The organism is Streptomyces sp. NPDC030820 (genome assembly GCF_055572075.1).
Genome location: NZ_JBVIEB010000018.1, coordinates 1 through 13,073, shown reverse-complemented (window position 1 = coordinate 13,073; position 13,073 = coordinate 1). Strand labels below are relative to the sequence as shown.

Annotated in this window: 14 protein-coding genes and 2 pseudogenes; 5 read left to right on the top strand and 11 right to left on the bottom strand. The window is 72.2% G+C overall.

Annotated elements, in window-relative coordinates; translation table 11 throughout:
* Positions 1 to 35: 35 nt before the first annotated feature.
* Positions 36 to 221: a hypothetical protein gene (locus ACZ418_RS36510; RefSeq protein WP_153537178.1), complete on the bottom strand. Its 186-nt coding sequence runs from the start codon at positions 219 to 221 to the stop codon at positions 36 to 38.
* Between the two features lie 99 nt (positions 222 to 320).
* The gene (locus ACZ418_RS36505; protein ID WP_468371538.1) at positions 321 to 1,469 is read right to left on the bottom strand and encodes an ROK family protein; all 1,149 of its coding nucleotides are present in this window, start codon (positions 1,467 to 1,469) and stop codon (positions 321 to 323) included.
* Between the two features lie 127 nt (positions 1,470 to 1,596).
* Between ACZ418_RS36505 and ACZ418_RS36500 the strand changes: the two genes are divergently transcribed.
* Positions 1,597 to 2,799: a Gfo/Idh/MocA family protein gene (locus tag ACZ418_RS36500; RefSeq protein ID WP_468371536.1), complete on the top strand. Its 1,203-nt coding sequence runs from the start codon at positions 1,597 to 1,599 to the stop codon at positions 2,797 to 2,799.
* 42 nt (positions 2,800 to 2,841) lie between these two features.
* Here the strand turns inward: ACZ418_RS36500 and ACZ418_RS36495 are convergent, their stop codons facing one another.
* On the bottom strand, positions 2,842 to 3,537 hold the full coding sequence (locus ACZ418_RS36495) for a L,D-transpeptidase family protein (RefSeq protein ID WP_468371535.1): 696 nt from the start codon (positions 3,535 to 3,537) through the stop codon (positions 2,842 to 2,844).
* Positions 3,538 to 3,778: 241 nt separating this feature from the next.
* Between ACZ418_RS36495 and ACZ418_RS36490 the strand changes: the two genes are divergently transcribed.
* Positions 3,779 to 5,167, top strand: coding sequence for a pyridoxal phosphate-dependent decarboxylase family protein (locus ACZ418_RS36490; RefSeq protein ID WP_468371533.1), 1,389 nt, complete (start codon positions 3,779 to 3,781; stop codon positions 5,165 to 5,167).
* A gap of 13 nt (positions 5,168 to 5,180) precedes the next feature.
* Here ACZ418_RS36490 and ACZ418_RS36485 read toward each other — a convergent pair whose 3' ends face one another.
* The 4 genes and pseudogenes from ACZ418_RS36485 to ACZ418_RS36470 form a co-directional block, all read right to left on the bottom strand.
* On the bottom strand, positions 5,181 to 5,969 hold the full coding sequence (locus ACZ418_RS36485; protein ID WP_468371532.1) for an SDR family NAD(P)-dependent oxidoreductase: 789 nt from the start codon (positions 5,967 to 5,969) through the stop codon (positions 5,181 to 5,183).
* A 31-nt stretch (positions 5,970 to 6,000) separates the two neighbouring features.
* Positions 6,001 to 6,456 (bottom strand): annotated as a pseudogene (locus tag ACZ418_RS36480) (short-chain dehydrogenase); the annotation flags it as partial.
* Positions 6,457 to 6,497: 41 nt separating this feature from the next.
* A complete protein-coding gene (locus ACZ418_RS36475) occupies positions 6,498 to 7,127 on the bottom strand; it encodes an MBL fold metallo-hydrolase (protein WP_468371531.1) in 630 nt (209 codons plus the stop codon).
* Entirely contained in the window at positions 7,127 to 8,212 is a 1,086-nt protein-coding gene (locus ACZ418_RS36470) for an S-(hydroxymethyl)mycothiol dehydrogenase (RefSeq protein WP_468371530.1), read from the bottom strand. The genes ACZ418_RS36475 and ACZ418_RS36470 overlap by 1 nt, the downstream gene beginning before the upstream one ends.
* Before the next feature lie 235 nt (positions 8,213 to 8,447).
* On the opposite strand from ACZ418_RS36470, the gene ACZ418_RS36465 reads away from it, so the two are divergent.
* Complete coding sequence (locus ACZ418_RS36465; protein ID WP_468371529.1) at positions 8,448 to 9,239, top strand: acyltransferase domain-containing protein; 792 nt, start codon at positions 8,448 to 8,450, stop codon at positions 9,237 to 9,239.
* Positions 9,240 to 9,331: 92 nt separating this feature from the next.
* On the opposite strand, the gene ACZ418_RS36460 is transcribed toward ACZ418_RS36465, so the two are convergent.
* The gene (locus ACZ418_RS36460; protein ID WP_468371527.1) at positions 9,332 to 9,637 is read right to left on the bottom strand and encodes a hypothetical protein; all 306 of its coding nucleotides are present in this window, start codon (positions 9,635 to 9,637) and stop codon (positions 9,332 to 9,334) included.
* A gap of 177 nt (positions 9,638 to 9,814) precedes the next feature.
* Here ACZ418_RS36460 and ACZ418_RS36455 point away from each other — a divergent pair, with 177 nt between their 5' ends.
* A complete protein-coding gene (locus ACZ418_RS36455) occupies positions 9,815 to 10,180 on the top strand; it encodes a nuclear transport factor 2 family protein (protein ID WP_468371525.1) in 366 nt (121 codons plus the stop codon).
* A 50-nt stretch (positions 10,181 to 10,230) separates the two neighbouring features.
* On the opposite strand, the gene ACZ418_RS36450 is transcribed toward ACZ418_RS36455, so the two are convergent.
* The 3 genes and pseudogenes from ACZ418_RS36450 to ACZ418_RS36440 form a co-directional block, all read right to left on the bottom strand.
* Positions 10,231 to 10,650 carry a MarR family winged helix-turn-helix transcriptional regulator gene (locus tag ACZ418_RS36450; RefSeq protein ID WP_468371523.1) on the bottom strand — a complete coding sequence of 140 codons (420 nt, stop codon included), beginning with the start codon at positions 10,648 to 10,650 and terminating at the stop codon, positions 10,231 to 10,233.
* A gap of 19 nt (positions 10,651 to 10,669) precedes the next feature.
* Positions 10,670 to 11,659, bottom strand: a complete 990-nt coding sequence (locus ACZ418_RS36445) for a CU044_5270 family protein (protein WP_468371521.1) — start codon at positions 11,657 to 11,659, stop codon at positions 10,670 to 10,672.
* 541 nt (positions 11,660 to 12,200) lie between these two features.
* Positions 12,201 to 12,701: pseudogene (locus tag ACZ418_RS36440) on the bottom strand (RNA polymerase sigma factor); the annotation flags it as partial.
* 49 nt (positions 12,702 to 12,750) lie between these two features.
* On the opposite strand from ACZ418_RS36440, the gene ACZ418_RS36435 reads away from it, so the two are divergent.
* Positions 12,751 to 13,073 (top strand): cbb3-type cytochrome c oxidase subunit I (locus ACZ418_RS36435; protein WP_468371520.1); only part of this gene is annotated, 323 nt, incomplete at its 3' end.

The following is a 13,073-nucleotide window of genomic DNA, read 5'->3' as shown; positions in this document are numbered from 1 at the left end:
AGGGTAAGAGTACGGCGCGGTCCGCGCGAGGTCGCTCAGGCCGCCCGCTGTGACCGCGGGGTCGCGGCGGCCCACTCCATCACGAGGCGCTGGTACTCCGCGCGCTGCTCGGTGGTCAGCGTCCCGCCCGACCGGCGCCACAGGGCCCTGATCTCCTCGTTGACCTCCGCGGCCGAGCGCTCGGGAGCGGCTTCAACAGTGGTGGACATGCTGTGAAGCATATGCCGATCGAGGTGAAGGCGCTGTGAGTAAGTACACCCGAGGCGGACATTCCGGACGTGGTGCTCATCACGTCGATGTGTCAAGCCTGAGGCGGGAGTTCACACCGGGCCCTCACCCAGCACCAACACCTGGATCGCCAGTACGGCAGCGCCGCGTGCCCAGTCATGGAAGTCGGACACCTTGGTCTCCAGATCGACCGGGTCGGCCAGCGGATGCCGATGGGCGCCGATCGTCTCGCGGACCGTGTTCCCGGCCACAGCCATCAGGCCGACGCCCTCACCGGCGAGCAGGATCTTCTGCGGCATCGCGAAGTTGGCGATCTGTGCGACCAGGGTGCCGAGGGCCCGGGCGGCCTCGTCGATCACCCGGGAGGCCATGGGTTCGCCGGCGGCGGCGCCGGCGAGGATCTCCTCGTAGCCGGTGTCACGGCCGGTGGCGGCGCGGACCTGGTACTCGATGCTGGGGATGGTGAGCAGCGACACGGCACTGCCGCGCGCGCCGCTCGGGGTGAGCGGGCCGTTCGGGTCGATGATCCAGTGCCGGCCGAAGCCGTGGCCGTCCTCCGCGAACGGCACGCGCCTGCCGCCGAGCACCAGCCCGTAGCCGATCCCGGCGCCGATGGTCAGGACGGCGAAGCGGTCGAGTCCGCGGCCGGCGCCGAACCAGGTCTCGGCCTCGACCAGGGCGGCCACGTCGTTCTCCACGACGACCGGCAGTCCGGTGCGCTCGCCGACCAGCGCGGCGAGCGGCACGTCCCGCCAGCCGAGGAACGGCGACTCGGCGACCGCCGCGCGCTCGCGCACCCGGCCGCCCACGCCGATGCCGATGCCCGCGGGGGCGGGGTGCCCCTCGGACAGGGTGGCCGCCATCTCCGCGAGCAGTGCGGCGACGGCGCCCGGGTCGTGTGTGAGGAGCGGCCGGTCGAGCCGTGCGGTCACCTCGCTGCGCAGGGTGGTGGCGACGCCGTAGACCATGTCCCCGGTGATCTTGAAGCCGAGGAAGGAGCGGGCGTCGGCCACGACGTCGAGCGGCTGCGACGGACGGCCCTGGCGCGCCTGGGCCGGGCCGGCCGTCCCGGAGGTCTCGGCCAGCAGCCCGGACTCCAGGAGCGGCTTGGTCAGCCGGGTGAGACTGCCCTGGGAGAGCCCGAGGCGCCGGGCCAGCTCGGTGCGGGACAGCGGCCCGTGCACGAGCACCTCGATCGCCACGGAGCGCTCCGCAGGGCTCAGCGGCAGCCAGCTGGTCATGGACCGACCCCCTCCTTTCCTTCTGGCTCAGAAGTAATCAGCCTCACCTTACGCGACGAGAGGCGTGCGGCAGGACCTTCTTGCGCCCCCTTGACGACGTGATTCTTCCGTAGCAAAAGTAACCGGCATGACTTTCTCTCTCGGTATCGTCGGCGCCGGTCAGTTCTCCGGTCAGTTCGCCACGCTGTTCCAGGCCCATCCCGGCGTCCGTGACGTCTACGTCACCGACCTGCTGCCCGAGCGGGCCGAGCGGCTCGCCGCCGCGCAGGGTCTCGCCGGCACCTTTCCGTCGTACGAGGCCATGCTGGAGTCGAAGGCGGTCGACGCCGTCGCGGTCTTCACCCAGCGCTGGACGCACGGCCCGCTGGTCCTGCAGGGCCTCGGCGCGGGCAAGCACGTCTACTCCGCCGTCCCCATGGCGATCACCACGGAGGAGATATCCGCGATCATCGACGCGGTACGGGCGACCGGGCTGACGTACATGATGGGTGAGACCAGCCAGTACAACCCGGCGACCGTGCACGCCCGCAACCAGATCGCCCAGGGCGCCTTCGGCCGGCTCTTCTACGCCGAGGGCGACTACGTCCACGACATGGACCTGGGCTTCTACGAGGCGTACCAGTACAGCGGCGGCGAGACCTGGAAGACGACCGCCAGCTATCCGCCGCTGCTGTACCCGACGCACTCGGTGGGCGGGGTGCTCGGGGCCTGGCGGACCCACGCGGTGAGCGTGTCGGCGATCGGGGTGCGGGACGATCGCGGCGACGGCGTTTTCGATCGTTCGGTCAGCCAGTTCGACAACGACGTGTCCAACGCGACCGCGCTGTTCGAGGTGGCGGGCGGCGGATCGTTCCGTACCAACGAGTTCCGGCGGGTCGGATATCCCTCGCACATCCGCGAGTCCCGCTTCCGGTTCTTCGGTACGGAGGCCAGCATGGAGCAGCTGGCGACGGTGGCGCTGTGGCAGGACAAGAACGGGGTGAAGGACATCAGCGAGCTGCTGGAGCCCAAGCCGACCCTGGCCCCCGACGATCCGTCCCTGGCGCACATCGCGCCGGACCTGCGGGCCGCCTTCACCTCGGGTTCGGCGCCGGTGCACGACCGGGCGCGGCTGCCGCGGGAGTTCGACCACCTGCACAACGGCCACGAGGGCAGCCACCACTTCCTCGTGGACGACTTCGTCACCGCGGTCAACACCCGCTCGCTGCCCTCGGTGAACGCATGGGTGGCCGCCCGCTACACCCTGCCGGGCATCATCGCGCACGAGTCCGCGCGGCAGGGCGGGGTCCGGCTGCCGGTCCCCGACTTCGGGGACGCGCCGGAGGCGTGACGGTCCGGGCGGCGACGGACTCGGGTGCCGCTCGGGGGCCGGTCAGGTGCCCGGCTTGCGGCCGTAGACGAAGACGTCGTCGCCCGTCTTCAGCAGTGACCAGTACGCCTTGGCGTCCTTGGTCGTCATGTTGACGCAGCCGTGCGAACCCGGCGGGTTCCACATGCTCAGGTTGACCGAGTGGAAGGCCTGGCCGCCGTCGAAGAACTGGCTGTAGGGCATCGGCACGTTGTAGACGGTCGAGACATGGTCGATGTCCCGCCAGTAGATCTTCTTCAGGCCGGTGCGGGTGGTGTAGCCCTTGCGGCCGGTGCGCACGGGGACCGGTCCGTAGACGAGTTTCCTGCCGTCCTGGATCCAGCTCAGCTGGAGCGTGAGGTTCACACAGGCGATCCGGCCCTTGTTCACCGGGCACGCGCCGTCCTTGTTCGGATCGTTCCCGACGGCCTTCTGCTTGTTCATCAGGTCCATCACGCCCCAGGTGACCGGGCCGGCGTAGCCGATGTCGGGCATGATGCCGTGCTTGTCCTGGAATGCCTTGATGGCCTTGCAGTCGGCGGCGGACTGCTTGCCGTCGACGGGCAGGCCGAGGAACTTCTCCACCTGCTTCTGGTACGGCCCCGTCTGCGTGGTGCAGCTCGCGGCCTGGGCCGGTGCCGCGGTGAAGGCGAGCGTGAGCGGCGCCACCAGTCCCGTGACGCCCAGCACGACGACACCTCGTCTGCGTATGTCCCCCATGTGCATCCCCCTTCTCCCCATCTCACCCAGGGCCTCCCCCGGGTGCTCCCCTGCGCGATTCCCACGATCCCGGACTACTAGACCTGCGCGGGTGTCCGGGGGTTGTGGTTCCGGTCAGGCTGTGACGAAACGGTGACTGGCTCGGCGCTCATCGCAGGCGGCGCAGTCCGCCCCCCGCCCAGTCCAGTTCCCCGGAATTGGACCGGGCCCGCGGCTCCCCCGCCCCTCTACGCTGCGGCACATGCACCCCACCCTCGCCGAGGATCTCTCCCGGCTCCCCGAACTCCTGCAGTGCGCCCGCGATGTCGCCGTCCGCGAGACGGCGACGCTGGCCGAGCGGCCGGTCGCCGCGCCCGGCGGGGCGCCCTCGCGCGCTCCGCTCCCCGAGCAGGGGGCCGGCGGGGAGGCCGCGCTCGCGCGGTTCGCCGAGCGGTGGGCGCCCGGGTTCTCCGGCTCCGCCGGACCCCGCTACCTGGGCTTCGTCACCGGTGGCGCGACCCCCGCGTCGGTGGCCGGGGACTGGCTGACGTCCGCGTTCGACCAGAACCTGTCCGGGGCGGGCGGTTCCTGGGCGCAGGAGCTGGAGCGGGAGACGGTGGCCTGGCTGCGCGAGCTGTTCGGGCTGGGCGAGGCGCACAGCGGCGCCTTCGTGACGGGGGCGACCGCCTCCAACACGGTCGGGCTGGCGATCGGCCGGGAATGGCTCGGCGAGCGGCTCGGTGTGGACGTCTCGCGGGAGGGCGTGGCGGCGCTCGGCCCGGTCGAGGTGCTCTCCGGCAGCCCGCACTCCAGCGTGACCAAGGCGATGTCGGTGCTGGGCATCGGCCGGGACCGGTTGCGGAAGGTGCCGCTGCTGCCCGGCAACCGGGAGGCCGCGGACGTGGCCGCACTGGAGTCGGCCCTCGCGGACCTGGACGGCCGGCCGGCGATCGTCGTGGCGAACGCGGGCACCGTGAACACCGTCGACTTCGACGATCTGCGGGCGATGGCCGCACTGAAGGAGCGGTACGGCTTCTGGCTCCACGTCGACGCCGCGTTCGGCGGCTTCGCCGCGCTCTCCCCCGAGTACGCCGCGCTGGTCGACGGTCTCGACGCGGCCGACTCGGTCTGTGTGGACCTGCACAAGTGGCTCAACGTCCCCTACGACGCGGCCGTGCAGTTCACCCGCCGCCGCGACCTTCAGGTGCGGGTGTTCCACAACGCCTCCCCCTATCTCGGCCTGCCCGCCGGCGAGCCCGACTTCCTGCATCTGACCCCGGAGAACTCCCGGCGGCTGCGCGCCCTGCCCGCGTGGTTCTCGCTGGTGGCCTACGGACGTGCCGGGCACCGGGAGATCGTCGAACGGAACGTGACCCTCGCGCGCCGGCTCGGCGCGGGCGTCGACGCGCTGCCGGGGCTGAGGCTGCTGGCACCGGTGCGGCTGAACGTCGTGTGTTTCACCCTCGCCGAGGATCCCACGCAGGAGCGGGTCGACGCGCTGGCCCGGGCGGTCGCCGATTCCGGGGAGGCGTATGTGACGCCGACGGTGTACGGCGGGGTTCCCGGGCTGCGGGCCGCGTTCAGCAACTGGCGCACCACCGAGGCCGACACCGATCGGGTGCTTCAGGTGCTGGCGGCGGCCTCGGGCTGACGTTTCGGGGTGCTCAGGGCTGCCGTAGGGCCGCGCGGAAGCCGGTGTTCACCGCGGTGAGTCCGCCGTCGACCACCAGGGCGGTGCCGGTGATCCAGGCGGCGTCGCGGGAGGCGAGGAAGGCGACCGCGGCGGCGATGTCCTCGGGTTCGCCGACCCGGCCGAGCGGGTACAGCGGGCGGATCGCGGCGAGTTCGTCGTCGCGGCCCTCCCACGCCGAGGTGCGGACCGTGCCCGGCACCACGAGGTTCACCCGCACGCCCCGGGCCGCCGCGTGCCCGGCGAGGGTGCGGGTGAGCGAACCGAGACCGGCCTTGGCGGCGCTGTAGGCGTGGTTGCCGAAGTCCTGCAGCCCGTTGACGGAGCCGACGCCGACGGTCGCGCCGCGTGCGGAGGCGGCGAGGTGGGGCAGGGCGGCGCGGCAACAGCGGTAGGCGCCGGTGAGGGTGACGTCGAGGTCCAGGGCCCACGCCTCGTCGGACTCCTCCTCGAAGAGCGGGGCGTCCGGCGTGCAGTGGGCGGCACAGTTGACCAGCACGTCGAGCGAGCCGAACGCGTCGACGGCGTGGGCGACGGCCGCCTCCACCGAGTCGCGGTCGGCGATGTCGCACGCCAACGCCTCGGCGGCAAGGCCCTGTTGACGCAAGGCGGCGGCGATCCGCTCGGCCTCGGGCAGGTCCCGGTCGGTGACCAGGACCTGCCCGCCCTCCTCGGCGAGCCTTCTCGCGACGGCGGCGCCGATGCCGCGGGCCGCGCCCGTGACGAGAACTCCGTGTCCTGCGAAGCGGGTGTGATCAGTCATGCGGTGACCGTACGGCTCCGCGGGTGTTCTTTCACCGGTATCCGGTGACGTCGGCCGGCTTGCCCGCGTCCTGCACCTCGACCAGGTACCGCCAGGCGTCGGGCCGGCTGCGGTCGAGGTCGGTGAAGCCGTACACCCGGGCGAGGAAGCGGGCGACATCGGGGGCGGCGGCCAGGGCCACGACGGCGCGGCCGACGTAGCGCGGGGTCTCGGAGTTGGCGAAGTGCGGTTCGCGGTCGAGGGCGTCGCGCCGGTTGTCCTCACGGACGCCGTGCAGGTCGAGCATCAGGTCCGAGCGCAGCCAGCCCGGGGGCCGAGCGGCGGCGGTGGCGCCGCGCGGGCCGAGTTCGTGGCCGAGGGCGAAGGCCATGCGCGGTAGGTGTCGCTTTTGTGGTCGGCGGTGCCGTCGGTCATCTGCACCACCAGCCCGCCGGGCCGGCGCAGGAAGCCTGAGCCCGCCCGCCAGGTCGTGCTCCCAGACCGGTGTGGGAAAACCGGACACTTTCTGTCGGTATTGCCGGCGCGGACTCAGTGTCCGCGCCGGATCCATTCGTCCAGGTGCGGTGCCTCGGCGCCGATGGTGGTGGGCTCGCCGTGGCCGGTGAGGACCTTGGTCTCCGGCGGGAGGGTGAGGAGCTTGTCGCGGATGGAGTCGATGATCGTCGGGAAGTGCGAGTAGGTGCGTCCGGTGGCGCCCGGGCCGCCCTGGAAGAGGGTGTCCCCGGTGAACACGGTGCCGAGGCCGGGGTCGTACAGGCAGACCGCGCCGGGGGCGTGGCCGGGGGTGTGGAGCACGGTCAGGTCGGCGCCGGCCGCCTCGATGACCTGGCCGTCCAGGAGGTGCCGGTCGGGATCGCGGTGCGGGTGGGTCGTCTTCCACAGCGGCAGGTCGTCCGGGTGCAGCCAGATGGTGGCGCCGGTCAGGTCGGCGAGGGCCGGCGCGGCGTTGATGTGGTCGTTGTGGGCATGGGTGCACACGATGGCGATCAGGCGTCGGTCGTCGACGGCGCGGGCGATGGTCTCGGCGTCGTGGGCGGCGTCGATCACGATCACCTCCCGCTCGTCGCCGACGATCCACACGTTGTTCTCGACGTCCCAGGTGCCGCCGTCGAGGGTGAACTGCCCGGAGGTGACGAGGCGTTCGATGCGCACGGTCATCAGAAGACCACCACCGATCGCAGCACGTCGCCGCCGTGCATCCGCTCGAACGCCTTCTCGACCTCGTCCAGCCGGATCGTCTCGGTGACGAACGCGTCGAGCGGCAGCCGGCCCTGCAGGTGCAGGTCGATCAGCATGGGGAAGTCACGCGAGGGCAGGCAGTCGCCGTACCAGCTGGACTTCAGGGCGCCGCCGCGGCCGAAGACGTCCAGCAGGGGCAGTTCGAGCTTCATCTCGGGGGTGGGGACGCCGACGAGGACGACGGTGCCGGCGAGGTCGCGGGCGTAGAAGGCCTGCTGGTACGTCTCCGGGCGGCCGACGGCCTCGATGACGACGTCGGCGCCGAAGCCGCCGGTCAGCTCCCGGATCGCCGCGACCGGGTCGGTCTCCTTGGAGTTGACGGTGTGGGTGGCGCCCAGAGTGCGGGCCTTGTCGAGCTTGCGGTGGTCGATGTCCACGGCGATGATCCTCGCCGCGCCGGCGAGGCGGGATCCCGCGATGGCCGCGTCGCCGACCCCGCCGCACCCGATGACCGCGACGGAGTCGCCCCGGCCGACGCCGCCGGTGTTGAGGGCGGCGCCGATGCCGGCCATGACCCCGCAGCCCAGCAGGCCGGCGACCGCCGGGGAGACGGCCGGGTCGACCTTGGTGCACTGGCCGGCGGCGACGAGCGTCTTCTCGGCGAACGCGCCGATGCCCAGCGCGGGCGAGAGCTCCGTACCGTCGGTCAGGGTCATCTTCTGCCGGGCGTTGTGCGTGTCGAAGCAGTACCAGGGCCGGCCGCGCAGACAGGCCCGGCACTGACCGCACACGGCACGCCAGTTCAGGATCACGAAGTCACCGGGCGCCACATCGCTCACGCCCTCGCCGACCGACTCCACGACTCCGGCGGCCTCATGGCCGAGGAGGAAGGGGAAGTCGTCCGAGATGCCGCCCTGCTTGTAGTGCAGGTCGGTATGGCAGACACCGCAGGCCTGGACGCGCACCACGGCTTCGCCGGGTCCCGGGTCCGGCACCGTGATCGTCTCGACCCGTACGGGCTCGTCCTTTCCCGGTGCGATCACGCCGCGCACTTCCTGCGCCATGGTCTGGCCCCTTCCTCGAATGCCTTCGCTGCCGACCCTACGCGCGACCGATCGGTAGCGGGGCGGACGCCTCGCCGGGCGCGCCCGGTGAGAACGGCGCGCTGCTTTGTAAGAAATGACCCGCTCTCCGGTAAGAATTTGACCGAATAACGTCATTCCATGATGGCAATCTTTTTGCAGGGTGCATGAGTTCGCCTGGTGTGTGTACCGGCCCGGGCGTGCCTCAATGGGGGGCATGCCCAACGAAAGCCGCAATGGACGTGTCGCATTCCTTTTCTCGGCCGGCGCCGCGCCGCGTCCCGGAACAGGACGTGAACTCCTGGACGCATTCCCGGTGTTCGCCGACGCGCTGGACGACATCTGCGGGCGCCTCGATCCGTATCTCGAACTCCCGCTGAAATCCGTGATGTTCGTGGACGACGGCACGCGCACGGCGACGCTGCTGGAGCGGGAGTCGTTCGCCGGGCCCGCGGTCTTCGCGCTCCAGGTGGCGCAGTACCGGTTGCTGGGCAGCTGGGGCGTCCTGCCGGACGTGGTGTTCGGGCAGGCCGCCGGGCGGATGGCCGCCGCGTATGCCGCGGGTGTCTTCTCACTGGCGGACGCCTGCCACGCGGTCGGCACCCTGGCCCGGCTGCTGGGCGGCCCGGTGGCCCCGGAGCCGCACTCCACGCGCCTGGACGGCGTCCTCGACGCCTACGGCCGTACCCTCGCCACGCTCCACCCGGGTGCGCCGCGCCTCCCCCTGGTGTCCGACGTCACCGCCCGTCCGGTGGGCGCGGAGACCGCCGAGCCGGAGTTCTGGGTGCGGCGCGCACCGCTGCGCTTCGCGGAGGCGGTCGGCCGGCTGCACCGCGACGGAGTCCGCACCTGGCTGGAACTGGGTCCTGATGACGGGCTCACCCGCCTGCTCCCGGAATGTCTCCCGGACGGCCTGCCGGGCGGTACGGCCTCGGCTTTCGCGCTGTCCCGGGACTGGCCGGCGCTGCGGTCGGGGCCGAGCGCCGACTCCGGGGCCGTACAGCGGTGAGGGCCGCCGCCGGGGCCGTACAGCGCTGAGGGCCGTCCCGCCGGGGTCGGCCCTCGCACATCCGCCCTGCGCCCCTCGTGTCCGCGTGCGGCTCAGGCCTGGACGGCCGGCAGCAGGCCCGTCACGGGTGCCACGAGGTCGGTGACCTGGTGCAGTTCGTTCAGCCGGTTCAGCTCGCCGACCTGGTTCAGTGAGCGTACTTGCTGGGAGACCCGCGGGACCTGCGCCTGGTGCTGGGCGGGGATGTCGCTGACGGTGAGCGAGTCGAGCACGGCCATGGGGTTGATCTGCCCCTGGTGCGGTGCGCTCGCGTCGGCCGCGTTCGCCAGCGGTGCGGCAAGGCCCGTGACCCCGGCGGCGAGGCCGAGGGCGGCGACGATACGTCGTGTTGAGATCATGTTCTCAGCAACGGCGGCGCACCCCGTCCGGACACGGGCGGCGGCCCTCGCTCACTCGTGAGGCGGAGCCCGCCGTCTGCGCTTGCCGTGGCCGCCGGGCCGGGGGAATCTCGAAGGGTGGGGGCGTCCGTGCGGTCCGCGCCCCGCCGGGCCGCGGACGCCCGAAGGAGGTCACCGATGGGCAGCGCGACAGATTCCGCCTTCGACATCGAGACACTGCGCCGGGGAATAGAAGGGAACACGGGGAACACCCTTCTGTCGCTCTACGCCGACGACGCGGAGATCCGTATCGTCGACCGCAACAACCAGCCCAGCCACCCCACCGTCCTGCGCGGGCGGGGTCAGATCGCCGAGTTGCTGGACGACATCTACAGCCGCGACATGACACACAAGCTGGACCGGTGCGTCGTGCAGGGCGATCACGCCGCGTTCAGTGAGTCCTGCCAGTACGGGGACGGCACCCGCGTCCTCGCCGAGTCGATGGTCACGTTGCGCGACGGCAAGATAGCCGACCAGCTGATCATCCAGGCCTGGGACGAGTAGGCACACCCCCGGTATGACAGGCGGCGGAAGGAGATTCGCGACGATCCGGGTCACCTCCCGGCTGACCTGGACCTTCTCGGCGCGGGCGAGCCTGGGGCGGATGTCCCGGGCTCGCCCTCGACGGCCAGCACCAGCTTCCGCAGCAGATCCGCCAGTGTGCACCGCTCTGTTTCGGTCAGCGTTGAGAGCAGCGCGCCTTCGCCCGCGTCCTCCGCTGCCGCGTGTGCTTCGAACGCGGCGTGGCCGGCCTCGGTGAGCCGGACCCGCACGCGCCGGCGGTCTCCGGTCTCCGGCGTACGCGTGATCAGCCCGGCGTCCTCGACCGGCCCGAGCCGGGCCGACAGCGCGCCCCGGGTCAGGCCCAGCCGCTCGGCGAGCCCCGAGGGACTGCACTCGTACGGCGGCCCGGATCTGCGCAGCATCAACAGCACCTTGTACTGCCAGTACTTCAGGCCGTCGGCGTCCAGCACCTCCCGGAGACACAGAGGGTCAGCGCATCCAGGCTCTGTACTCCATCACGTCCCCGGCCTTCACCCGGTACCGGGGATCGTCCCGGGTGAAGGTGGTCTCCAGACCGAGGACGGCGCCGGTGCGCGGATCGAGGACCAGCATGCGCCGCGCCCCCGGGACGTCGTACGTGTACGCCTGTCCCGGACGCCCGAGCCGGTCCGTCACCTGCCCGACCGGGCGCAGGTCCTTGGCGTCCGCAAGGATCCGGACCAGCGCGGCGGACTCCCGGGCGCCGAGGGTCCAGTGGTCCAGCAACTCCTGGATGCCATCCAGGAGTTCGGAGGTGGTCGGGGTGCCGGTGCCGCTGCGGGCCGTCTCGGCGAGGTAGGCCCGCAGGGCGGCCGGCGCGTGCGGGGGGCGCGCCTCGGGCGGGGCATCGCTCCAGCTCGGCGGGTAGGTGGTCCGGCTCAGCACCTGTCCGTCCGCCACCAGGTGCGGCGTGGCGCCCTGGTCGGTGAGGACCGGGCGGCCCGGGTGGCGCGGATCGGTCGCCACGACGAGCTCGGTATGGCTGTCGTCCGCGTTCCACCGCACCACGCGCTCCTCGGGGAGGGTCACCGGCGGCCTGTCGTCGCTCATGCCGAGGCTCCACAACTGCACATGGGTGCCCTTGCGCAGGCCGGGCGAGCCGTCCGAGGCGGCCGCGGCGGCCAGTTCGGCCATCCGGTCCAGCGGTACGGTCGTGGAGTGGGCGCGGACGGCCAGCGGGCGGGGCGCGGCCACGGCGGGCTGGCCGCTCGGGCCGCCGAGCAGCGCGGTGAGCGTGGTGGCCAGCACGACGGCGGTGGCGGCGAGGCCCCACCACAGCCGGGCACGCGGAGCGGGGGGCCGGGCGGGCCGGGGTTCGTCCGCGCCCAGCAGCAGCTCCAGCCGCCGCTCGGCGGAGTGGTCGAGCGGACCGTCACCGAAGTACGGGCCGTGGGCCGGCGCCGGGTTGGCCCGGCGCAGGAGGTCGAGTTCGTCAGTCATGGCGGGGGTCCTTGCACAGGGGTGCGCCGACGGGGCCGGCGGAAGCGGAGGACGACGAGCGCCGACCCGGACCGCTCTCCCCGCCGGGCGTCTCGTCGTCGGTGCGGGCGGAATCGGACGGCAGCGTGCCGTCGCCGTCACCGGGCACCGGCCCGGCCGGCGAAGAGGTCACCGACGTCCCGGCAGACGCGCGGGGCCCGGACGGCGAGGGATCCCCGGGCACCTCGGAATGCGACCGGTGCCCCGGGAGCGTCACGCCGTCCGGCGCCCCGGGACGCACACGGCCGTCGGAACGCGAGTCGCCCGCCCGCGGCCCGGAGCCCGCCCACCCATCGGGGGCCGGAACGCCCCCGGATGCGCCGGAAAGCGTCCGCCCATCGGAGCGCGACAGCACCACCGGCGTCCTGGAACGGGCGAGTTGACGGGGCGGTGGCCCGCCCGCGGACGCTTCACCACGCGACCGGTCGCCGGAGCGCCACGCACCCTGCCACATCCCGGAACGCGAGCGGTGATCGGCCGGGGTGCCGGGGGCCTGGGCGGGTGGCCGCAGGCGGTCGATCTCGGCTCGCAGCCGGCGGCGGGCGCGGTGCAGGCGCATGGTCGCCGCGCGTCTGCCGCAGCCCAGGGCGACCGCGATCTGCCCGGCGTCGAGTTCCTCCCAGGCCGCGAGGCGCAGTACCTCCTGGTCATCCGGGGAGAGCCGGTCCAGGGCCTCGTGCACCCAGGCGCCGGGCGTCTCCGCGTCCGGGCTGTCCACGATGTGCCGGCTGTGCGCGGCCTCGTCGTTGCCCAGCCGGTCCACCAGCCGGCGCCGGCGCCCGTGGCCGCGTACCGCGTTCGCCAGGCAGTTGCGGGCCACCCCGTACAGCCAGGGCAGCGGTGCGTCCGGCAGGTCGCGCCGACGCCGCCAGGCGACCGTGAACACCTCCGCCACCACTTCCTCCACCTCGTCGGCACGTCCGGGCAACCGCCGCGCGACATAACGGCTGACCGCCCAGTAGTGCTCGCGATAGGCAGCGGCGAAGATCTCGTCGTTGCTCATGTTCCGTTCGTGTCCGGCACCGCCCGGATCGTCACACCCTTCTTCCGTGATGCTTCTCGCGTCGTCCGAGTGTGACCGGTGGGCCGGGCACGGACACAGGCGGGGCGTGAAGAGGATCAGAGACTTCAGGCGCCTGCGCGCCGTGCGGTGGCTGACGACCACCGATCACAAGACGATAGGAACGCTCTATTTGGTCACCGCGTTCGCGTTCTTCCTGATCGGTGGCGTGATGGCGCTGCTCATGCGCGCCGAGCTGGCCCGTCCGGGCCTGCAGATTATGACGAACGAGCAGTTCAACCAGGCGTTCACGATGCACGGCACGATCATGCTGCTGATGTTCGCGACGCCGCTGTTCGCCGGCTTCGCGAACTG

Excerpts from the sequence above, each read along its gene's own strand:
- ACZ418_RS36460 (WP_468371527.1), bottom strand. The coding sequence starts at position 9,637 with ATGATCTCAACACGACGTATCGTCGCCGCCCTCGGCCTCGCCGCCGGG.
- ACZ418_RS36505 (WP_468371538.1), bottom strand. The coding sequence starts at position 1,469 with ATGACCAGCTGGCTGCCGCTGAGCCCTGCGGAGCGCTCCGTGGCGATC.
- ACZ418_RS36510 (WP_153537178.1), bottom strand. The coding sequence starts at position 221 with ATGCTTCACAGCATGTCCACCACTGTTGAAGCCGCTCCCGAGCGCTCG.
- ACZ418_RS36470 (WP_468371530.1), bottom strand. The coding sequence starts at position 8,212 with ATGGCGCAGGAAGTGCGCGGCGTGATCGCACCGGGAAAGGACGAGCCC.
- ACZ418_RS36465 (WP_468371529.1), top strand. The coding sequence starts at position 8,448 with ATGCCCAACGAAAGCCGCAATGGACGTGTCGCATTCCTTTTCTCGGCC.
- ACZ418_RS36475 (WP_468371531.1), bottom strand. The coding sequence starts at position 7,127 with ATGACCGTGCGCATCGAACGCCTCGTCACCTCCGGGCAGTTCACCCTC.
- ACZ418_RS36500 (WP_468371536.1), top strand. The coding sequence starts at position 1,597 with ATGACTTTCTCTCTCGGTATCGTCGGCGCCGGTCAGTTCTCCGGTCAG.
- ACZ418_RS36490 (WP_468371533.1), top strand. The coding sequence starts at position 3,779 with ATGCACCCCACCCTCGCCGAGGATCTCTCCCGGCTCCCCGAACTCCTG.
- ACZ418_RS36485 (WP_468371532.1), bottom strand. The coding sequence starts at position 5,969 with ATGACTGATCACACCCGCTTCGCAGGACACGGAGTTCTCGTCACGGGC.
- ACZ418_RS36445 (WP_468371521.1), bottom strand. The coding sequence starts at position 11,659 with ATGACTGACGAACTCGACCTCCTGCGCCGGGCCAACCCGGCGCCGGCC.
- ACZ418_RS36455 (WP_468371525.1), top strand. The coding sequence starts at position 9,815 with ATGGGCAGCGCGACAGATTCCGCCTTCGACATCGAGACACTGCGCCGG.
- ACZ418_RS36495 (WP_468371535.1), bottom strand. The coding sequence starts at position 3,537 with ATGGGGGACATACGCAGACGAGGTGTCGTCGTGCTGGGCGTCACGGGA.